This window comes from Acidovorax sp. SUPP2825, assembly GCF_030158995.1.
In the GTDB taxonomy this organism is placed as follows: domain Bacteria; phylum Pseudomonadota; class Gammaproteobacteria; order Burkholderiales; family Burkholderiaceae_C; genus Paracidovorax.
On record NZ_BQXK01000014.1, the window covers coordinates 77,156 to 98,063 of the forward strand.

The 20,908-nt window shown below is 67.6% G+C and carries 19 protein-coding genes; 8 read left to right on the forward strand and 11 right to left on the reverse strand.

Annotated elements, in window-relative coordinates:
- Positions 1 to 17 precede the first annotated feature (17 nt).
- From AVAK2825_RS17675 to AVAK2825_RS17700, 6 genes are all read right to left on the reverse strand, one after another.
- On the reverse strand, positions 18 to 1,061 hold the full coding sequence (locus tag AVAK2825_RS17675; RefSeq protein WP_284401272.1) for a phytanoyl-CoA dioxygenase family protein: 1,044 nt from the start codon (positions 1,059 to 1,061) through the stop codon (positions 18 to 20).
- A 16-nt stretch (positions 1,062 to 1,077) separates the two neighbouring features.
- Positions 1,078 to 2,391, reverse strand: a complete 1,314-nt coding sequence (locus AVAK2825_RS17680; protein ID WP_284401274.1) for a type II toxin-antitoxin system HipA family toxin — start codon at positions 2,389 to 2,391, stop codon at positions 1,078 to 1,080.
- A 20-nt stretch (positions 2,392 to 2,411) separates the two neighbouring features.
- The gene (locus AVAK2825_RS17685; RefSeq protein WP_272569110.1) at positions 2,412 to 2,720 is read right to left on the reverse strand and encodes a helix-turn-helix domain-containing protein; all 309 of its coding nucleotides are present in this window, start codon (positions 2,718 to 2,720) and stop codon (positions 2,412 to 2,414) included.
- Between the two features lie 131 nt (positions 2,721 to 2,851).
- Entirely contained in the window at positions 2,852 to 3,067 is a 216-nt protein-coding gene (locus AVAK2825_RS17690; protein ID WP_272569111.1) for a YjfB family protein, read from the reverse strand.
- Between the two features lie 99 nt (positions 3,068 to 3,166).
- Positions 3,167 to 4,579, reverse strand: a complete 1,413-nt coding sequence (locus AVAK2825_RS17695) for a dihydrolipoyl dehydrogenase (RefSeq protein ID WP_284401276.1) — start codon at positions 4,577 to 4,579, stop codon at positions 3,167 to 3,169.
- Positions 4,580 to 4,677: 98 nt separating this feature from the next.
- Positions 4,678 to 5,265, reverse strand: coding sequence for an IMPACT family protein (locus tag AVAK2825_RS17700; RefSeq protein ID WP_284401278.1), 588 nt, complete (start codon positions 5,263 to 5,265; stop codon positions 4,678 to 4,680).
- 186 nt (positions 5,266 to 5,451) lie between these two features.
- Between AVAK2825_RS17700 and azu the strand changes: the two genes are divergently transcribed.
- The 3 genes from azu to AVAK2825_RS17715 all read left to right on the forward strand — a co-directional run bounded on the left by azu (position 5,452) and on the right by AVAK2825_RS17715 (position 8,848).
- Positions 5,452 to 5,904: an azurin gene (gene azu / locus AVAK2825_RS17705; protein ID WP_284401281.1), complete on the forward strand. Its 453-nt coding sequence runs from the start codon at positions 5,452 to 5,454 to the stop codon at positions 5,902 to 5,904.
- 131 nt (positions 5,905 to 6,035) lie between these two features.
- Positions 6,036 to 6,245, forward strand: a complete 210-nt coding sequence (locus AVAK2825_RS17710) for a hypothetical protein (protein ID WP_284401284.1) — start codon at positions 6,036 to 6,038, stop codon at positions 6,243 to 6,245.
- Between the two features lie 167 nt (positions 6,246 to 6,412).
- Positions 6,413 to 8,848 carry a YgiQ family radical SAM protein gene (locus AVAK2825_RS17715; protein WP_284401286.1) on the forward strand — a complete coding sequence of 812 codons (2,436 nt, stop codon included), beginning with the start codon at positions 6,413 to 6,415 and terminating at the stop codon, positions 8,846 to 8,848.
- On the opposite strand, the gene AVAK2825_RS17720 is transcribed toward AVAK2825_RS17715, so the two are convergent.
- The 4 genes from AVAK2825_RS17720 to AVAK2825_RS17735 all read right to left on the reverse strand — a co-directional run bounded on the left by AVAK2825_RS17720 (position 8,789) and on the right by AVAK2825_RS17735 (position 13,796).
- Positions 8,789 to 11,344, reverse strand: a complete 2,556-nt coding sequence (locus AVAK2825_RS17720) for an EAL domain-containing protein (protein WP_284401288.1) — start codon at positions 11,342 to 11,344, stop codon at positions 8,789 to 8,791. The genes AVAK2825_RS17715 and AVAK2825_RS17720 overlap by 60 nt on opposite strands.
- Positions 11,345 to 11,542: 198 nt before the next feature.
- Positions 11,543 to 11,959, reverse strand: coding sequence for a hypothetical protein (locus tag AVAK2825_RS17725; protein WP_272569117.1), 417 nt, complete (start codon positions 11,957 to 11,959; stop codon positions 11,543 to 11,545).
- 172 nt (positions 11,960 to 12,131) lie between these two features.
- The gene (locus AVAK2825_RS17730) at positions 12,132 to 12,911 is read right to left on the reverse strand and encodes a cold shock and DUF1294 domain-containing protein (protein ID WP_284401290.1); all 780 of its coding nucleotides are present in this window, start codon (positions 12,909 to 12,911) and stop codon (positions 12,132 to 12,134) included.
- Positions 12,912 to 12,914: 3 nt separating this feature from the next.
- On the reverse strand, positions 12,915 to 13,796 hold the full coding sequence (locus tag AVAK2825_RS17735; RefSeq protein ID WP_284401292.1) for a CoA transferase: 882 nt from the start codon (positions 13,794 to 13,796) through the stop codon (positions 12,915 to 12,917).
- Positions 13,797 to 14,015: 219 nt separating this feature from the next.
- On the opposite strand from AVAK2825_RS17735, the gene ygiD reads away from it, so the two are divergent.
- Positions 14,016 to 14,876, forward strand: coding sequence for a 4,5-DOPA-extradiol-dioxygenase (gene ygiD / locus AVAK2825_RS17740; protein WP_502870561.1), 861 nt, complete (start codon positions 14,016 to 14,018; stop codon positions 14,874 to 14,876).
- Between the two features lie 113 nt (positions 14,877 to 14,989).
- Here the strand turns inward: ygiD and AVAK2825_RS17745 are convergent, their stop codons facing one another.
- A complete protein-coding gene (locus tag AVAK2825_RS17745) occupies positions 14,990 to 16,186 on the reverse strand; it encodes an amino acid aminotransferase (protein WP_284401295.1) in 1,197 nt (398 codons plus the stop codon).
- A 107-nt stretch (positions 16,187 to 16,293) separates the two neighbouring features.
- Between AVAK2825_RS17745 and uvrB the strand changes: the two genes are divergently transcribed.
- From uvrB to iscU, 4 genes are all read left to right on the forward strand, one after another.
- Positions 16,294 to 18,375: an excinuclease ABC subunit UvrB gene (gene uvrB / locus AVAK2825_RS17750; RefSeq protein ID WP_284401297.1), complete on the forward strand. Its 2,082-nt coding sequence runs from the start codon at positions 16,294 to 16,296 to the stop codon at positions 18,373 to 18,375.
- A 251-nt stretch (positions 18,376 to 18,626) separates the two neighbouring features.
- Positions 18,627 to 19,163 carry a Fe-S cluster assembly transcriptional regulator IscR gene (iscR, locus tag AVAK2825_RS17755; RefSeq protein WP_092739258.1) on the forward strand — a complete coding sequence of 179 codons (537 nt, stop codon included), beginning with the start codon at positions 18,627 to 18,629 and terminating at the stop codon, positions 19,161 to 19,163.
- An 87-nt stretch (positions 19,164 to 19,250) separates the two neighbouring features.
- Positions 19,251 to 20,471: an IscS subfamily cysteine desulfurase gene (locus AVAK2825_RS17760; protein WP_284401304.1), complete on the forward strand. Its 1,221-nt coding sequence runs from the start codon at positions 19,251 to 19,253 to the stop codon at positions 20,469 to 20,471.
- A 34-nt stretch (positions 20,472 to 20,505) separates the two neighbouring features.
- A complete protein-coding gene (gene iscU / locus AVAK2825_RS17765; protein WP_272553075.1) occupies positions 20,506 to 20,904 on the forward strand; it encodes a Fe-S cluster assembly scaffold IscU in 399 nt (132 codons plus the stop codon).
- The last annotated feature ends 4 nt before the right edge of the window (positions 20,905 to 20,908 follow it).

The window sequence follows — 20,908 nt, forward strand, 5'->3', positions numbered from 1 at the left end:
GGATCGGTAGAGGCTGGTCAGCGCCAGATGGCCTGAATCGGCACCTCGGCGGGCATCATGTTGATGTACTGCACCAGTCGGGGCCGCGCGCCGCGGTTGGGGCTGGCTCCATGGGGCAGGGCCTGTTGCCAGATCACCAGATCGCCGGCCCCCGCGCCGATGGGCCGGGCGCCCAACGCCTGGAAATCCTGCCTGCGCGGATCGGCGTCCGGCGGCAGTCCGGCCAGCCACCCTTCCACCTGGCGGTGAAAGCCCGGCACCACGGTGAGCGCACCCTGTTCGGGCGGCGTGTCCGTGAGGTACAGGATGCCCTGGGTGCAAAACGGGATGGGGGGGTGCAGGCTCACGTCCCAGTGCAGCCCCTGCGCCTGGTAAGGGTGGCCAGGGCGCTCCGGCACATTGAAACCGCAGCGGTCCGTGCTGCGCCACAGGTCGGCGGTGCCCCACAGTTGCGCGAACGCCTTGTGGATGCGCAGCGCCCGGCGGTTCGCGTCGAACGCGGGGTGCTGGAACAGCTGCACCATGATGTTGCGCGGGGCGTTGCGGTACCACGACTCGACATCGTCCGGCGTGGCGCCCACCGCCTCCCACACCACTTGCGCCGCGGCGGCGCTGTCGTCGGGCGTCACGGCCTGCCGCACGATCACGTAGCCGTGCTCGTCCCAGTGCGCCAGGTCGTCGGCATCCAGCACGGGCGGCATGGCGTCGACCTGGGCGTGCAGCCGGGCCACGGCGTCGGGCGCTGGCCCGCCGTCCACCAGCGCCTGGATGCGGGCGATGGTGGCGGCATCGGGCGCCCCGGCGGTGCGCACGATCCAGTCCTCGAAGTCCGCGAACTCCGGCGCATGCCACAGCACGTGCTGCATGGTCTGCTCCAGGCCCAGGCCCAGTGCCGCGAGCACGATCTGTGTGCGATGGGATTCCGCGTTCTCGCCCGTGGGCAGGCCTTGGCGCGCCGTCATCCAGCGCGACCAGCAGCGCTTGAGGTAGGGCACTTGCAAGGCGCCGCGCTCGCCGGGCGGGCAAAGGGGATCGGCTGGTTTCAGTGATGGGGTGATCATGCTGGGAGTTGTGCTTTCAGTTCCGTGTGAGCGCGACACCGCCTGCCAGGCGCTCCGCGACCGATCGGCGCATCGCGGGTGGCGCGTCGGCGATGCGCTCGGGCCATGTCTGCTGGGCCAGGCGCACCGAATCGCGCAGCAGCGCAAGATGGCGCGGCGCCCGCAGCAGGCCGGCGGCCTTGATCAGCCCTTCCATGTCGTCCCATGAAAAGGCGCGCAGGGTTTTGTCGATGGCCCGGTTCACCGTGTACTGGCTTTCGGGCACGCCCTCGAAGAACGCGGCGACGCACACCGGGTCGTACAGCGGCGACAACTGCGGCGCGCGCCCGTCAGGGTAGACCAGCGCCCAGTTCTTGAGGTGCGCATCGGTGTTGCCCATGAGGATGAAGGCGACCATGCGGGCGAGGAACTCGCGGGTGTCGTGCACGGGCTGGTGGCTCAGGCGGTCCAGCACGCGCAGCATGGTGGCGTAGTCCTGCAGGATGCCCTTGCCGTACTTCTGTCGCGGCGTGTAGCCCAGCACCTGGTTGAACTCTTCCATGTGCACCCGCTGGCCGCCGGGCAGATGGTCGAACCGCTGCACGGCCAGGATCTCGTCGAAGGGCACAGCGTCGGGCAGGTCGGCCTCGGCGCGGGTGATGACATCCGCCTGGGCGCAGTCCAGGCCGAGCGCCCGGCACAGCTGGTAGCCGGCGTGTTCGTTGGCCACCAAGTCGGGGTGGGCGGTGGTGGGCAGCTTCAGGATCACGCTGCCGGCCGCGCCCTTGCGGTGCACGGTGTAGCGCCGCCCTTCCTGCACCGCGCTGAACTTGGTGACCACGCCGGGCAGCGAGGCAGCGTCCTCCACGGGGTATTCGACGAAGCCCGGCTCCAGCACGTCCAGGCCCTGGGTGGTGTGCCAGTGGCGAACCACGTCGGGCACGCCGTCCTGTGCGGGCACGGGCTCTACCTCCAGCGCGCCCATCAGGTCGTGGCCTGCGGCGGCCAGCAGCTCGAACTCGTCGTCGGGCGCGCAGCCGCGTTCGCGTGCGAGGCGCTCGCGGTTGTGGCCTTCGGGCAGCAGGTTCTGGAAGTACACCGGCCAGCGGCCATCGGTGCGCACCAGCCGGGCGTCGCGCGCCGAAGCCAGGATCTGCTGCGTGGCGGCCTCGGTCTCGCCCTGAAAGCTGAGCGACAGGGTGGGGCGGCCGGGGTCGTTGATGTAGCTGGCATCGAACGACACGCGCAGGATGTCGCCGTACTGCGAGAGGTAGCCGATCGCCGTGCGGCCGGCACCCTGGCCGGCCGGGCGGTGCAGGTACAGGCGCAGGTAGCGGATGGAGGTGCTCATGGCGGGTCAGCCGGCCGCGCTCAGCCTTCTTTGCGCAGGCTGTCGATCACCGAAGGCGGGGCATCCACGCCCTGGGGCTGACCCAGGAATTTGCCGCCCGACTGGATGAAGGCCTGCAGGCTCGGCCGAAGGGTGCTGGGCACGGCGATGATGTCCATCCCCAGCACGCGGGCCATTTCCGTCAGTGTGGAATAGCGGGGATCGAGGTCGCCCCCTTCGGTGCGCTGCACCGTCATCCGCGAGAGGCCGGCCCGTTCAGCCAACTCGGCCTGCGTGAGCTGGCTGGCCTTGCGTGCCACGGTCAGGCTGTGGATCAGATCGTTGGTCATGATCCTGTTTATACTCTTTTTTAGCTAAAAGAGTATTCTAAGTTTCATCTTTTGGTCGTTTGGGTGAATTAGACCGGGGCTGTCGCCATGAGACCGCTCCCTGGACTGGGCGGCCCCTCGGGGCCACCGGCTCAGGCGAACGTGTTGACCTGGGTGCCCAGCGCGCCGGAGGTGGCCAGTGCCGGTTGGGGCATCGATTGCTTCATCGACTCGATCAGCAAGGTGGCGGAGGCCTCCTGGGTGTCCAGCGCCTTTTTCAGCACCCGGATGTTCAGGGCATCGGAATTCTTCTGGCTGGCCATGGCCGTTGCGGTGTTGACGACCGATTGGGAAAGCGCGACATCCATGGGGTGCTCCTGTTGGGGCCTCGGGGCGAGGCGAAGGCAAAGACCCCTCCCTTTTCGGCACCCCCGCCTGGAACTGAAGCCCAGGCGGGGGCGGAATATTCAATCGAGCGCGCTGGCCCCATAGGCGGAGCAGGCCGACAGGTCCGACGCGCTGCCGCTGGGCAGGTGCGAAGCCGCATCGCGCAGCGCGGTGCGCAGGCCTTCCTCCAGGACCGGGTGGTAGAACGGCATGCGCAGCAGGTCCTGCACCGTGAGCGACCGGTCGATGGCCAGCGCCAGCAGATGCGCTAGGTGCTCTCCGCTGGGGGCGCACAGCTCCGAGCCCAGGATGCGGCCGCTTTCGCGCTCCGCATACACGTTCAGGCGGCCCTGGTTGTGCTGCGCCGCGCGTGCGCGGCCCTGGCGGGAGAAATCCACCGAGCCCGTCACGAATTCGCCCTCTTTCAGGTCCTTCCAGGCCTGGCCGATCACCGCCGCGTTGGGCTGGGTGAACACGATGGACAGCGGCGTGCGCCGGCGAAAGCACTGCGGCTCGGGTGCCATGGCGTTCAGGGCGGCTATGTGGCCCTCGTCGGAGGCCTCATGCAGCAGCGGCCGGCGGTCGTCGGCATCGCCGGCCATGAACACGGGCAGGTCCGCGATCTGCATGGTGCGCGCATCCACAGGCGGCTTGCCGTGCGGGTCCAGGGGGATGCCCAGGGTATCGAGGCCGAGGTGTTCGATGTTCGGCCGCCGACCCATGGCCGCCAGCACTTGGTCCACCACCACCGTGGTGCTGCCGTTGCTGACCTCGATCCCGCCCGGCACTTCGCGCAAGCGGGCCTCCTCGCCCACGCTGACCACGAATTCGTCTTTCAGCACGGCCTTCAGCGCGCCGAGGATGTCGGGGTCGGACAGCCCGGCCAGCGATGGCCCGGTCGAGAACGCCGCCACTTCCACGCCCAGCCGAGACAGGGCCTGCGCCAGTTCCGCGCCCAGCGGTCCCAGCCCGATGACCGCCATGCGCGGTCCCAGGGTGGGCTGCTCGAAGAGGGTGTCGGTGGTCAGGATGCGGTCGCCGAACGCGAGCCATTCCTCGGGAATGATGGGGCGCGAGCCGGTGGCGATGATGACGCTGCGGGCGTGGTAAGTCTGCCCGCCCACTTCCACCGTGCCCGGGCCGCGCAGCCGCGCGTGGCCCGAAATGCCCTGGTCGCCGACCGCCGATGCCTTCTCGGTGCCCGCCACGAACTCGTCGCGCAGGGCGCGCACGCGCTCCAGCACGGCAGGCATGTCGACGGAGAGGCCGTCCCCGCCGCGCAGGCCGAAGGTGTCGAATGCGTGGCGCCGGTGGTAGGCGTTGGCCGCTTCGATCAGCATCTTGGAGGGCATGCAGCCCACCCGTGCGCAGGTGGTCCCCCAGGGGCCATCGTTGACGATCCGCACGCGGTCGGTGCGTTTGCGAACCTCGCGCAACGCGGCAAGGCCTGCCGATCCCGCGCCGATGATGATGGCGTCCAGGGGTGGGCTCATGGGTCGATCTCCTCAGGGGTGGCGAATGGCTGAGTGTCCCCGGGCCGCAGGGCGGGGCCTGTAGGTGCAGGGCACTTTCGGCGCAGGCGATGGCGGCGCTACGGCGCGATCCAGCCGATGCGGCCCTGGCAGGCGTCGTTCAGCCGCTGCACGAACGCCGCCTCCTGCGGCTGAGGCAGCTGGATGCGCACGGCCACCAGCGAGCCGTGGGCCACCTCGCCCAGCGTGGCGCCGGCCGCCTCGACCTCGCGGCGCACCAGGCCCTCCAGGGCATAGGGCACCTCGCACTGCAGCGCCACCATGCGCTGCAGCGGCACCTTCTCAGCCGGCAGCAGCGCCTGCGCGATGGTGTCGGTGTAGGCCCGCACCAGCCCGCCCGCACCCAGCTTGACGCCGCCGAAATAGCGCACCACGGTGGCCAGCACGCCTTCGAGGTCCTGGTGGCGCAGCACCTCCAGCATCGGCCGGCCCGCAGTGCTGCCGGGTTCGCCATCGTCCACCGCGGCCGACTGGCCGCCCGCCAGCAGCGCCCAGCAGACGTGCGCGGCACCGGGGTGCTGCTGCCGCAGCGCATCGACGGTGGCCTGGGCCGACGCGCGGTCCGCCATGGGCTGCACACAGCCGATGAACCGGCTTTTCTTGATGACCAGTTCGCTATGGGTGGGGGTTCGCACGGTGTAGGGCATGGGCGGCGGAGCTTAACTGCATGCCGGGTCCATGGACGGCATTCGGCACAAGGCTTGATGCACCTCAAGGCGCTGCAGGGCCCCCGCGCATACGCTCCCTGCATCGCGCTGTTGCGTCGCCCGGCTGCATGGAGCAGCCCGGCAACGCCAGGCGCAAGCACCTGTTTTATGAAGAAGGAAGACCTCATGGCAAACCACTGGAAATTCGCTGCGCTGGCCCTGGTATTGGCGGCTGGCCCCACCTGGGCCGCCGACTGCACGGCCGAGATCGAAGGCAACGATGCGATGCAGTTTAACAAGGCGACCCTCGCGGTGCCGCAAAGCTGCAAGCAATTCACCGTCAAGCTCAAGCACGTGGGCAAGCTTCCCAAGACCGCCATGGGCCACAACTGGGTGCTGAGCAAGGCCGCCGACCTGCAGGCGGTGGCCACGGACGGCATCGCTGCCGGGGCCGCCAAGAACTACGTGAAGGACGCGGACGCCCGGGTGATCGCGCACACCAGGATCGTGGGCGGCGGCGAGAGCGATTCGGTGACGTTCTCCACCCAGGCGCTCAAGGCCGGCGAGTCCTATGCCTATTTCTGCTCCTTTCCCGGCCATTCCGCGCTGATGAAGGGCACGCTGACCCTGGCGAAATAACCTTCCGCCACCCGGTGCTGTCGCCGGTTGCATACAGAGGGGGCCCTTTTCAGCGGCCCCTTTTTCGTTGACACGAAACAGTCACCCCGCCGCCATACGCTGGCGGCAACCCCGCATGAAAAGGACCCGCCATGCTTGCCGCTGCGCTGACCCACGTGATGAACGCCATGGTGTTTCCCGCTGCCCTGGCCGGCGCCAACGGGCCGGGCCGCGTGGAGGAGGGCGCTTTGGCCGCTATTCCTACCGCCTGGACCGCCAGGGCCACCGAACTGCACTCGCCCTACGGCGAGCCGCCCGCCCCGGACTTGGACCAGCGGGTGCGTGCCTCCGGCGAATGGTGACAGGCCGATCGGGGCCCGCCACGCCGCGCACCGAGGCCGCCGCCAGGCCGCTCGCCACCCGCAGCTAACCCCCAGCGGCGCAGGGCGCGGGAACGCGCCTTGGCCTTTGGTTTCGACAGGAAAGGCCCAAAAGCCTAAAATCGCGGCTTCCCCACGCCTTGCCCTCCATGAACGCCCCCGTTGACGTTTCCTTTTTCGCGCGCGCCGCGAAGCCGCTGACCAGCTATCGCCCGTATTGGGCGAAACGCTTCGGCACGGCCCCGTTCCTGCCCATGAGCCGCACCGAGATGGAGCGCCTCGGCTGGGACAGCTGCGACGTGATCCTGGTGACGGGCGATGCCTACGTCGACCACCCCAGCTTCGGCATGGCCGTGATCGGCCGCACGCTGGAGGCGCAGGGCTTTCGCGTGGGCATCATCGCGCAGCCCGACTGGCAGAGCGCCGAGGCCTTCAAGGCGCTGGGCCGCCCCAACCTGTTCTGGGGCGTGACGGCGGGCAACATGGATTCCATGATCAACCGGTACACCGCCGACCGGAAGATCCGCAGCGACGACGCCTACACCCCCGGTGACGTGGGCGGCAAGCGGCCCGACCGCGCAGCCATCGTGTACAGCCAGCGCTGCCGCGAGGCTTACAAGGACGTGCCCATCGTGCTGGGCGGCATCGAAGGCAGCCTGCGCCGCATCGCCCACTACGACTACTGGAGCGACAAGGTGCGCCGCTCTGTCGTGGTGGACGCCAAGTGCGATCTGCTGCTGTACGGCAACGCCGAACGCGCCCTCGTCGAGGTGGCCCACCGCCTGGCCGCGCGCGAGCCCGTGGAGCAGATCACCGACGTGCGCGGCACCGCCTTCGTGCGCCGGTCCGACGATGAAACCGGCCTGGGCTGGTTCGAGATCGACTCCACCAGCGTGGACGAGCCCGGCCGCGTCGAGGCGCACGTCAACCCCTACATGACGACCAGCGAGCAGGCCGCCGCCCAAGGCAGCACCTGCAGCAAGGAGGATGCTCCTGATTCGATAGCATCTATGCCAATGGATACTAGGGCGCAAGGGCAAAATGGCTCGAAATCCGCCGAGCCCAACCCCGCCATCCAGCCGATGCTGTTCGTGGCCAACCCGAACCTCAAGGCCAAGCTCAAGGTGCCGCCGCGCGACCGCAGCGTGATCCGCCTGCCCAGCTACGAGCAGGTCAAGAGCGATCCGGTGCTCTACGCCCACGCCAACCGGGTGCTGCATCTGGAGACCAACCCCGGCAACGCCCGCGCCCTGGTGCAGGCCCACGGCGAGGGCCCGACGGCGCGCGACGTGTGGATCAACCCGCCGCCCATCCCGCTGACCACGGCCGAGATGGACTACGTGTTCGATCTGCCCTACGCGCGCGGCCCGCACCCGAGTTACGCCGACGAGAACGGCAGCCACGACGGCGCGACCAAGATCCCGGCGTGGGAGATGATCCGCTTCAGCGTGAACATCATGCGCGGCTGCTTCGGCGGCTGCACCTTCTGCTCGATCACCGAGCACGAGGGCCGCATCATCCAGAGCCGCTCCGAAGATTCGATCATCCAGGAGATCGAGGACATCCGCGACAAGGTGAGCGGCTTCACCGGCACCATCTCCGACTTAGGGGGCCCCACGGCCAACATGTACCGGCTGGGCTGCAAGAGCCCCGAGATCGAGGCCGCCTGCCGCAAGCCCAGCTGCGTGTACCCGGGCATCTGCCAGAACCTCACGACCGACCACGGCCCGCTCATCAAGATCTACCGCCGCGGCCGCGCGCTCAAGGGCATCAAGAAGATCCTGATCGGCTCCGGCCTGCGCTACGACCTGGCCGTGAAGTCGCCCGAGTACGTGAAGGAGCTGGTGCAGCACCACGTGGGCGGCTACCTCAAGATCGCGCCCGAGCACACCGAGCAGGGCCCGCTCACCAAGATGATGAAGCCGGGCATCGGCAGCTATGACAAGTTCAAGCAGATGTTCGAGCAGTTCAGCGAAGAGGCGGGCAAGAAGCAGTTCCTGATCCCGTACTTCATCGCCGCGCACCCGGGCACGAGCGACGAGGACATGATGCACCTGGCCATCTGGCTCAAGAAGAACGGCTTTCGTGCCGACCAGGTGCAAACCTTCTACCCCAGCCCCATGGCCACGGCCACGGCCATGTACCACTCGGGCAAGAACCCGCTGCGCAAGATCGGCCGCGACAGCGAGGCAGTGGACATCGTGCGCGGCGAAAAGCGCCGGCGCCTGCACAAGGCCTTCCTGCGCTACCACGATCCCAACAACTGGCCGCTGCTGCGCGAGGCGCTGAAGACCATGGGCCGCGCCGACCTGATCGGCAACGGCAAGCACCACCTGATTCCGACCTTCCAGCCGATGACGGACGGCAGCTACCAGAGCGCGCGCCGAAAGAACAGCACCGTGGCCCCGGTGGCGGCACAACGCAAGGCGCCGCCGGCCAAGGGCTTGGCGTTCAACAAGGCCGCCCAGCAACCCGTGGCCGGCCGCATGCTGACCCAGCACACCGGCCTGCCGCCCCGCGCCGGCCTAGCCGGCAAGCCCGCCGGCGGGACCCCTTCCGGTAAAACGTTCCGCAAGGGGCGCTGAGCCCTCCGGCGGCGCCGCGCCCGGCCCGCCCGCCGGGGCAGCGCCCTGGACCGCGGCCCGGGGCATCGGTTCCGGGCGGCTGATGGCATGGCCTTGCGCATGGTCCACACCCATGGCGCGCAGCGCCTCCACGATGGCCGGCGTCTCGGCGAACTCGGCGATCGTCTGCTTGCCCATCACGTGGCCGATGTGGTTGATCATCTCCACCATCGCCCGGTTGGCCGGGTCCTCCAGCATGTCGCGCACTAGCGCGCCGTCGATCTTGAGGTAGTCCACCGGCAGGTGCCGCAGGTAAGTGAACGAAGACATGCCGGCGCCGAAGTCGTCCAGCGCGAAATGGCAGCCCTGCTGCTTGAGCTCGCGGATCAGGCGGATCGCGTTGGGCAGGTGGGCGATGGCCGCGGTCTCGGTGACCTCGAAGCACAGCTGGTTGGCCTGCACGGCGTAGCGGGCCATCTGGTCGCGCAGGTACTCCAGCAGGCTTTCGTCGCCCACGCTGGTGCCGGACAGGTTGATGGCGCACAGTGTGATGGGCCGCTCCTGCGGCTGCCGGCGGCGCTCGGCCAGCGCGGCGAAGGTGTGCTCGACCACCCAGCGGTCCAGGGCCTGCGCGAGGCCGAAGCGTTCCGCGGCCGGCACGAATTCGCCGGGGAAGATCGCCTGGCCGCCTTCCCCCTGAAGGCGCAGCAGCACCTCCACATGCACGCCGCCGTCGTTCGGCGCCCGCAGCGGGGCGATCTCCTGCGTGTAGAGCTGAAAGCGGTCCTGCTCCAGCGCCTGGCGGATGCGCTGCACCCAGTGCATGTCGTCCAGGTGGCGCGACATGGCCGCGTCCTGCGGCTGGTAGACGTAGACCGTGTTGCGGCCGCGCTCCTTGGCGCCGTAGCAGGCCATGTCGGCCACGCGCAGCACCTCCTGCAGGCTGGTGAGGTCGGCCGTCAGGTGCACCAGGCCGATGCTCAGGCCGGTGCGCAGGGTGCGGGCGCCCCAGGGCAGGCGCAACTCCTGCGCGTGGTGGCGGATCTGCTCGGCGATCCGCTCGGCCACCTCCTGGGGGCAGTCGTGCAGCAGCACGCCGAATTCGTCGCCGCCCAGCCGCGCCAGCGTGTCGCCCTCTCGCAGACCGCGTTGCAGCATGCGGCAGACCTCGCGCAGCATCTCGTCGCCCGCGGGGTGGCCGCAGGTGTCGTTGATCACCTTGAACTGGTCCAGATCGATGTACAGCAGCGCGCCCGCCACCTCGGAGGGCCGTGGCCGCGCCAGCATCTGGCCCAGGCGCCGCTCGAACTCGCGCCGGTTCACCAGGCCGGTGAGCGTGTCGTGGCTGGCCTGCCAGGCGAGCTGCTCCAGGTATTGCTGCTCGCGCGTCACGTCGTGCAGCACCAGCACGGCGCCCGCCAACTGGCCCTGGTTCATCAGCGGTGAGCCCACCAACGTGACGGGGACGGTGCTGGCGTCCGGCCGCACGATGCGGTGCGGGTGTTCGTCGTGCAGCCCGACGGTGCCGTGCAGCGCGCGTTCAAGCAGTTGGGCGATGCTCCCGTGGGGGGCGGGTGGCTCCGCGGTGCCGGTGGCCTTGGCGCCGTCGTGGGGGCCCGTGTGCAGCAGCTGCGCCAGCGGCATGCCCAGGCTGTCCTGGCCGGAGCGGGCCAGCAGGTTTTCCGCCGCGGGATTCATGTAGCGCACGTTGCCGTGCAGGTCGGTGGTGACGATGCCATCGCCGATGGCCGCCAGGGTGGTGTGCGCCTGTTCGCGTTCGGCTTCCAGAATGGCTTCCACCTGGCGGCGCTGTCCCATCAACTGGCGGGTGTGGGCCAGGGTGAGGGCGATCAGCGCCAGCACCGTGGCCACGTTCAGCCACAGCAGCCAGCCCATGATGCGCCGTGAGCTGTCGCCCATCGCTGCGCTGAAGTCGGTGGCGGCCGGCGTGACGCCGACGTCGATCTCATCGACCAGGCGCTGCCAGCGCTGCACCATGTCCGGCGTCACGCCGCCGGCCACGTACCCCGCCCGGATCTCGCGCGACAGGGCGTCCAGCCGCTGCAGGTATTCGTCGCCTAGCATCCAGTGCCGGATGGGCTCGCGCAGGATGTCGTGGTCCCGGAACAGGCGCAGCATCCAGATCAGCCCCGTGAGGTCGCTCGGGTGGTTGCCGCTGCGCAGGAGGGCCTCGCGGGCGCCGGCCACATCGGGTTCGGGGGCCTCGATCAGCAGCCGTGCCTCACGGTCGGCCAGGGGAATCTGCAAGGCTTGGTGGAACTGCTCGTACAGGCGGCCCTCGCCGGTGACGACGTATTGGCCCAGGTGGTGAATGGCATCCTTCTGGCCCTTGGTCCATTGGCTTTCGCCCGCGACGAACGCGCGCACGGTGGACAGCACGTACAGGCTGGCGGAGGCCACGACGGCCTGCAGGATCAGAATGGCAATGAAGGGGCCGGTGAGGCCGGACGTCCACGGGCGCCGACGGTTTCCTTGCGGGGGAGTCGGCGCGTCCATGCAGTCACCAGGAAGAAATGGGGACGTTCGCCGGCGCGCGGCGAAGGTCCTGCGGCAAGGCCATGCCCGGCGCTCCCATCGCGAAGGGGAGGCATCGGGCAGACGACGCAGGGAGGCAGGCCATGGCGAACTATATCGGCAGGGGCGCCAAAGTCCAAGGCGCCGGTCCGGTCACGTTTCGGCTCGCTGACCTGCCTGTCAAGGCACGGGCTGCGGAATCAGGTCCTCGATGATGAGCCGGCGGTAGTAGAAGGCGGCTTGCGCGCCGTGCGGCTCCAGCGCGGCCTGCAGGGTTTCCGCATCGTCGTCGTCGCCCACCTTGACCAGCAGGCCATGGTGCCCGGCCGCGGCCAGGTCGGAAATGCGGCGAACGATGGTGCCTTCCGCGCCCACCGAGGGCAGGGGGGTGTCGGCATTGCCCAGCGTGCGCACCACGTGCTGCAGGATGGCGTCGGGCGTGGCGTGGGAGATGTCGGTGCGTTCGCCATCGGCCCCCAGGGCTTCGGCGGCATCGCGGGCGTGGGCCTCGTCGGGAAAGAGGGCGAAGACATGGCCGGTGGGGTAGAAGGTGCCGGCCGAGGACGTCATGTCCGGGTCGAGGACGAAGGGCTTCATGGGGTTCCTCTCGCTGTGGATTCACCGGCCATTGGGCCCGGGCCCGGACGCCAGCGCTGTAGGGCGGGGCAAGGCCACCGTGTGGGACGCGTCCGAGACGGGCGTGGCCGGGCTGGCGCAGACCCGGCATCGAAACGGCCTGTGGCGCAATGAAATCGCCGGCATACCGCTACTAAAAACGTAGCAATATGCCCGATTGATGGGCCAGCACCGCGGCCAGCCCGGCGCAGTGCACGGCCACGGTGAGCCAGTAGACCGCGCGGAACGATGCCTTGCTCGACTTGTGCCGCAGCCACTGCTGTGCCCACCACGCGGCCGGCCAGCCGCCCAGCACGGCGAGCAGATGCAGTCGCTGTTCGCTGGTGCGCCATCCCCCGCTGCGTGCGGCGTCCTTGTCGCTGGCATACACGGCGAAGGTCACCACGTTGACGGCCACCAGGGCCGCCAGCCATCCCGTGGAGATTCGCTGCGTCCAGACGCCCCAGGCCACGAGCGCCAGCCACGCGACCATCCACGAATAGGCCACGCCATGGTTCTCGGAGCGCGCACCGCGCGAAGGGGTGCGCCGCCGGGCCGGTGGCGACGCAGCGGCGCGTGCCTGGGCGCCTCCGGCAGGCCCACGCTGTTGGGGTTGCCGGGGCGGTGCGCGGCCGGGATCAGCCCGGGCGGGCGGGGCCGATGCCGGGGACGGAGGGCGCGGCCCGCGTCGCGCCATCGGCTGAGGCCCTCCACCCGCCTGAAACGGCCCGTGGGCGGCCCGCACGGCCATCGCCCGCGGCCCTTTTCCGCCCACGTGGATTTCCTCGTACACCACGGCCAGGCCGGGCCGCGGCTCCGATAGGCCCTGCAGGTCCCGCACGTGAAAGAACACATCCACGCCCGTATCGCCGCTGCGCAGAAAGCCGAACCCGCGCGTGGCGTCCCAGCGCAGCACCGTGCCTTGCTTTTGCATCGTTCAGTCCAGCGTGTGCAGGGGGATGTCCTCTCCCGTGGCCAGCGCGTCGAGCGCGGCGCGCGTCTGCCCCTGCAAGAACGCTGCGATCGCGGCATGGGTGCCGGGCGCCCGGGGATCGGCCTCTGGCGGCAACCCTGCCGCCCGGGCCAGGCGCGCGAAGAAATGCGGCTCCAGGGCCGCCACCGCCACCCCTCCGCCGGCGCACGGATAGACCCGGTAGCCCGCATGCGCGCCGCCCACATCGCCATCCGGCAGGGTCAGGCCCCAGTCGCGCGGCTGGGCCAGCCACTCGGCGGCGTCCGACAGGGCGACGTCGATGCACGTACCCTGGCCGGACGCGGCGCGCGCCAACTGCACCTGCAGCACGGCCTCGCTGGCCATGAGGGCGCCGCCCATGTCCGCATACAGCGTGGGCGGCAGCGTGGTGCCGGTGACCAGCCCCGCATCGGCGAGGTAGGTGAGATCGTGCCCCGGCTCTTCCGCACGGCTGCCCGGCGCGCCCACGATGCGCACCATCGACAGCCGAGGGTGGCGCGCGTGCAGCGCGTCCCAGCCCAGCCCGAGCTTGGCCAGCGCCGACGGCCGAAACGAGGTGATGAGCACATCGGTGCGCGCCAGTTCCGCCTGCAGCACGGCCTGGCCTGCATCCGTCTTGAGGTGGGCGTGCACCACGCGGACCTGGGCATGCATCGCCGCGTAGGCGGGCGGGCTGTACATCGCCATCGGGTCCGCGCTGGAATGGCCCTCGGGCGGTGGCGGCTCCAGCTTCGTGCATTCGGCGCCCAGGCGCTGGCAGCGCAGCAGGGCGGCGGGGCCGGGCAGGTTCAGCGCCAGGCTCAGGAGCCGGACGCCACGCAGGGGCAGCAGGGAAGGTGCAGTCATGGGCGGAAGGCGAGGTGAATGGAAAGCGCGGCGCGGGGTGGAACAATGCATGGCCCTGGGCCGGCCGTGGAACGTGGCGAGCCGGCCGGAACTTCGGCCCACCGCGCCGCTCCGTCCCCGCGGTTATACAAAATCCCATTCCATCGTCCCTTTCGCATGCAACGCAGAACGTCCGTGGCCGCCCTGGCCGGCTTCGCCACCCTTCCCGGAGCTTTCCTCATGTCGCCCTTGTCCAGCGCTGCCACGGCCAACGCCCTGGAGCGGCTCAAGCCCTCGCCGCGCATGCCGGTGCTGTTCGTGGGCCACGGCAGTCCGATGAACGCCATCGAGGACAACGCCTGGCGCCGCGCCTGGCAGGCCATGGGCACCGAGTTGCGGACGCGCGGCACGCCGTCGCAGTTGATCCTGTGCATCTCGGCGCACTGGCTCACCCGGGGCGGGTGGCAGCTGACGGGCATGGCCGTCCCGCGCACCATTCACGATTTCGGTGGGTTCCCACAGGCGCTGTTCGACCAGCAGTACCCCGCGCCGGGCGCACCGGTGGTCGCCGCGGGCCTGGCGGGCGAGTTGCGGTCGCCGGCCACGGGCCAGCCGCTGGGGGTGGATGCGGGCGAGTGGGGCCTGGACCATGGCACCTGGTCGGTGCTCGAGCCCATGTACCCGGCGGCGGACATCCCCGTGCTGCAGCTCAGCATGGACTACGGCCGCCCGCCGGCCGAGCACTACGCGTTGGGCCGGCAACTGCGCGCCCTGCGCGAGCGCGGCGTGCTCATCGTGGGCAGCGGCAACATCGTGCACAACCTGCGCGTCACCCGGCGGGGCACGGCGCCCACCGAGGCATACGACTGGGCGGTGGAGTTCGACACCGTGGTGCAGAACCAGATCAAGCAGGGCGAGCTGGATGCGCTGCCGCACTTTCAGCGGCTGGGCTCGGTCGCGCAGCAGGCCCATCCCAGCCACGAGCACTACCTGCCGCTCCTGTATGCCGCCGCCGCGGCCGATGCGCGCGAAATGCCGCGCTTCTTCAACACGGGCTACCAGTCGGCCTCGATCTCGATGCGGTCGGTACTGTGGGGTTGATTGCTATATTATTTATAGCGATATGCCCTAGAAGATATTGTGCTGGCGGCCTGAAACACCCTTAATAAAAAACCGCCCTAAGGCGGTTTTTTATTGGCGGCCGGGGCAGGGGGTCACACCACCTTGGCGATCGACTGGCAGACGTAGTCGATGTTCTTGCTGTTAAGCGCGGCCACGCACATGCGGCCGGTATCGGTGCCGTACACGCCGAACTCGCTGCGCAGGCGCACCATCTGGTCCTTGGACAGGCCGGAGTAGCTGAACATGCCGATCTGCTGCGTGATGAACGACATGTCCTGCTTCACGCCGGCGGCCTTCAGGCCATCGACCAGCTTCTGGCGCATGGCCTTGATGCGCACGCGCATCTCGCCCAGTTCCTTTTCCCACAGCGCGCGCAGCTCGGGGTTGCCCAGCACGGCCGCCACCACCGCGCCGCCGTGGATGGGCGGGTTGGAGTAGTTGGTGCGGATGGCGATCTTGAGCTGGCTCAGCACGCGGCCGGCTTCTTCCTTGTCGGCGCACAGCACCGACAGGCCGCCCACGCGTTCGCCGTACAGGCTGAAGCTCTTGCTGAACGAGGTGGACACGAAGAAATTCAGGCCGGCGGCGACAAATTTGCCGATCACCGCACCGTCTTCGGCGATGCCGTGGCCGAAGCCCTGGTAGGCCATGTCCAGGAAGGGCGTCAGGCCCTTGGCCTTGACCACCGCGATCACCTGGTCCCACTGCTCGGCCGTGATGTCGTAGCCGGTGGGGTTGTGGCAGCAGGCATGCAGCACGACGATGGTGCCGGCCGCGGCCGCGTTCAGGCTGGCGAGCATGCCGTCGAAGTTGACGCCGCGCTTGGCCGCGTCGTAGTAGGCGTAGGTATCGACCGTGAAGCCGGCGTTGGTGAACAGCGCGCGGTGGTTTTCCCAGCTGGGGTCGGAAATCAGCACCTTCGCGTCGGGGCTGACCTTCTTCAGGAAGTCGGCGCCGATCTTGAGGCCGCCCGTGCCGCCGATGGCCTGCACCGTGGCCACGCGGCCGGAGGTGACGGGCTCGCTGTCCGCACCGAACACCAGGGCCTTGACCGCGTTGTCATAGGCCACGATGCCGTCGATGGGCAGGTAGCCGCGGGCAGCGGGCTTTTCCATCATGGCCTTTTCGGCCGCCTGGACACATTGCAGCAGGGGCAGCTTGCCGTTGTCGTCGAAATACACACCCACGCCCAGATTGACCTTGTGGGGGTTGGTGTCCGCGTTGTATTGCTCATTCAGACCCAGGATCGGGTCGCGGGGGGCCATTTCGACGGCGGTGAACAGAGACATTGAATAGTCCTTGGAGGTTGGAAAACTGACGTTGCGCCCCAAGCTGCGATAGGCTTTCGGGTCAACCGCCGATTTTAGCGGCCCATGCAAGCGAACCGCCCCACACCATGCACCCAGTCATCACCGAACCCGTGACCGGCCAGTTCGTCAGCTTCGCGGACTCGCCGTTCGAGCTGTACCAGCCCTATCCCCCCGCGGGCGACCAGCCCGAGGCCATCGAAAAGCTCGTGGAAGGGATCAAGGACGGCGAGGTCTTTCAGACCCTGCTGGGGGTGACCGGCTCCGGCAAGACGTTCACCATGGCCAACGTGATCGCGCGGATGGGGCGTCCGGCCATCGTTTTCGCGCCCAACAAGACCCTGGCCGCCCAGCTCTACAGCGAGTTCCGCGAGTTCTTCCCGAAGAACGCCGTGGAATATTTCGTGAGCTATTACGACTATTACCAGCCCGAAGCCTATGTGCCGCAGCGCGATCTCTTCATCGAGAAGGATTCCGCGATCAACGAGCACATCGAGCAGATGCGCCTGTCGTGCACCAAGAGCCTGATGGAACGGCGCGATGTGGTGATCGTGGCCACCGTGTCGGCGATCTACGGCATCGGCGAGCCCGAAAGCTACCACCGCATGGTGATGACGCTGCGCGTGGGCGACAAGCTCAGCCAGCGTGACGTGATCGGGCAGTTGATCCGCATGCAGTACCAGCGCAACGAGCAGGACTTCAGCCGCGGCAAGTTCCGCGTGCGCGGCGACACCATCGACGTGTTTCCGGCCGAGCACTCCGAGCTGGCGATCCGCATCGAGCTGTTCGACGACGAGATCGAGAGCCTGCAGCTGTTCGACCCGCTCACCGGGCGCGTCAAGCAGAAGATCCCGCGCTTCACGGTATACCCAAGCAGCCACTACGTGACCCCGCGCGACAAGGTGCTGACGGCGGTGGAGACCATCAAGCTCGAACTGGCCGAGCGCCTGGGGCAGTTCGTGTCCGAAGGCAAGCTGGTGGAAGCGCAACGCCTGGAGCAGCGCACCCGGTTCGACCTGGAGATGCTCAGCGAAGTCGGGCACTGCAAGGGCATCGAGAACTACACCCGCCACCTGTCGGGCGCTGCGCCGGGCGATCCGCCCAGCACCCTGACGGACTACCTGCCCAGCGATGCGCTCATGTTCCTGGACGAGAGCCATCAGATGATCGGTCAGCTCAACGCCATGTACAGCGGAGACCGCTCGCGCAAGACCACGCTGGTCGAGTACGGCTTCCGGCTGCCGTCCGCGCTGGACAACCGCCCGCTCAAGTTCGAGGAATTCGAGACGCGCATGCGCCAGGTGATCTTCGTGTCCGCCACGCCGGCCGACTACGAAAAGACCCATTCCGGCCAGGTGGTGGACCAGGTGGTGCGCCCCACCGGGCTGATCGATCCCGAGGTCGAAGTGCGCCCCGCCACCCACCAGGTGGACGACGTGCTGCAGGAGATCCGCATCCGCGTGGACAAGGCTGAGCGCGTGCTCATCACCACGCTGACCAAGCGGATGGCCGAGCAGTTGACCGACTACCTGAGCGACAACGGCGTGAAGGTGCGCTACCTGCACTCGGACATCGACACGGTCGAGCGCGTGGAAATCATCCGCGACCTGCGGCTGGGCGCGTTCGACGTGTTGGTCGGGATCAACCTGCTGCGAGAGGGGCTGGACATTCCCGAGGTGTCGCTGGTGGCGATCCTCGACGCCGACAAGGAAGGCTTCCTGCGGGCCGAGCGCAGCCTGATCCAGACCATCGGGCGCGCCGCGCGCAATCTGAACGGCAAGGCCATCCTCTACGCCGATCGGGTGACCGAGTCCATGAAAAAAGCCATCGGCGAAACGGAACGCCGGCGCATCAAGCAGATCGCACACAACGAGGAAAAGGGAATCACTCCCCGCAGCATCGTCAAGCAGGTGAGAGACCTGATCGACGGGGTGTACAGCGAGAAAGCCGGCAAGGACGCCGAGCGGCTGGAGCAGGAATCGATGCGCCGCGCCCAGGTGGAAGACATGTCCGAAAAGGACGTGGCCCGGGAAATCAAGCGGCTGGAAAAGCTCATGCTGGAGCATGCCCGCAACCTGGAGTTCGAACAGGCGGCCCGTGTGCGGGACCAATTGGGCCAGTTGAAATCGCAGGCGTTCGGGGCCTCCGGGGGCGACCAGGTGGCGCTGTAACGGCCAAGTTGGCGACGGTTGGGGAGAAAAGGTGACTGATGGGTTTTGTTACCCGACAAAAACAATAGGGATTTGTGCTATACTTGGGTGAAACACTCAACAAAACAGCCCAACGATGAAGGGCTCCCAAAGTCTCTTCGCTTTCAAGCGAGAGGTGCACGGAGTTAGGGGCGGAGACGGTGCCTCAGGCGGCAATCATGTTGCCTCGGGGCGTTTCTATAACGGACAAGCCTGACGACAAGGAGCTTGCGATGCGTCTCACTACCAAAGGCCGTTTTGCGGTCACCGCCATGATCGATCTGGCCCTGCGCCAGAACAATGGCCCCGTCACTTTGGCGGCAATCAGCCAGCGGCAACAAATTTCGCTCTCCTATCTGGAGCAGCTTTTCGGCAAGTTGCGCCGGCACGAACTGGTCGAATCCACCCGCGGCCCAGGCGGCGGCTACACGCTGGCCCGCAAGGCGGCGGACATCACCGTGGCCGACATCATCGTCTCGGTGGACGAGCCCATCGATGCCACCCAGTGCGGCGGCAAGGAAAACTGTCTGGGCGAAGCCGGCCGTTGCATGACGCATGAGCTGTGGGCGTCGCTCAACCAGCGCATGGTCGAGTTTCTGGATTCGGTCACGCTTCAGAAGCTGGTGGACGACCAACTGGCCAAGGGCGTTCAGATCGAAGACAAGCCCGTCGTGCGCCGCGCTATCTCGACCACGCCGGTCGTGAAGCCGATTCGCGTCAATGCACCCAACTCGGTTTTCGCGTTGGGCAACGTGTTCGCCAAGTCGTGAGTGGATGCCCGGCTTTGGCCGGGCAGTCGCACACGCCGGATTTTTGACTTCTGACTCTCGCCAGCCAGACCCCTTACTGAGCCAGCCATGGACATGACCCCCCACTTTCCCATCTATCTCGACTACGGTGCCACCACGCCAGTGGACCCAAGGGTCGTGGATGCCATGATTCCGTGGTTGCGCGAGCATTTCGGCAACCCGGCCTCACGGAGCCACGCCTGGGGTTGGGAGGCGGAAGAGGCCGTTGAAAAAGCCCGTGTGGAAGTTGCTCGCCTGATCAATGCGGACCCGCGTGAGATCGTCTGGACGAGCGGAGCCACCGAGTCCAACAACCTGGCCATCAAGGGTGCAGGGCAGTTCTACAAGGGTAAGGGCAAGCACCTGATCACGGTGAAAACCGAGCACAAGGCCGTGCTGGACACCATGCGCGAGATGGAGCGCCAAGGCTTCGAAGTCACCTACCTGGACGTGCAGGAAAACGGCCTGCTCGATTTCGAGGTGCTCAAGGCGGCCATTCGCCCAGACACCATCCTGTTGAGCGTCATGTTCGTGAACAACGAAATCGGGGTGATCCAGGACCTGCCGGCGATCGGTGCCCTGTGCCGTGAAAAGGGCATCATCTTCCACGTGGATGCTGCGCAAGCCACGGGCAAGGTGGACATCGATCTTTCGACGCTGCCTGTCGATCTGATGAGCCTGGCGTCTCACAAGACATACGGCCCCAAGGGCATTGGCGCGCTGTATGTGCGGCGCAAACCTCGCGTGCGGCTGGAAGCCCAGATGCATGGCGGCGGGCATGAGCGCGGGATGCGTTCCGGCACATTGCCGACCCATCAGATCGTGGGCATGGGCGAGGCTTTCCGCATCGCCCGCGAAGAGATGGGGCAGGACCTGGCAAAAGCCAAGGCACTGCAAAAGCGCCTGCTCGACGGTTTGCACGACATCGAGCAAGTGTTCGTGAACGGCGACATGGAGCGCCGTGTGCCGCACAACCTGAACATCAGCTTCAACTACGTCGAAGGCGAGTCTCTGATCATGGGCATCAAGGGCCTGGCCGTGTCGTCGGGCTCTGCCTGCACTTCCGCCAGCCTGGAACCCAGCTACGTGCTGCGCGCTCTGGGCCGCAGCGACGAGCTGGCACACAGCAGCCTGCGCATGACGATCGGCCGCTTCACCACCGAAGAAGAGATCGACTACGCGGTATCCACCATCCGACACAACGTGGCCAAGCTGCGCGAGTTGAGCCCTTTGTGGGAAATGTACAAGGATGGCGTTGACATCAGCGCCATCCAGTGGGCCGCGCATTGATGGCGCCGGTCAGCAGATTCAAGAGGTAAACATCATGGCTTATTCAGACAAAGTGATCGACCATTACGAGAACCCCCGCAACGTGGGATCGTTCGACAAGGGCGATGATTCGGTGGGCACCGGTATGGTAGGCGCACCGGCCTGCGGCGACGTGATGAAGCTGCAGATCAAGGTCAACCCTGAAACCGGTGTGATCGAAGATGCCCGCTTCAAGACGTATGGCTGCGGTTCGGCGATTGCATCGTCGTCCCTGGTCACGGAATGGGTGAAAGGCAAGACGCTGGACGAGGCAGCTGCCCTCAAGAATGCGGAAATTGCGCAGGAACTGGCCTTGCCCCCGGTCAAGATCCATTGCTCCATCCTGGCGGAAGACGCGATCAAGGCGGCCGTGCAAGACTACAAGGCCAAGCACACCGCTATGGCCGCTGCCTGAGCGG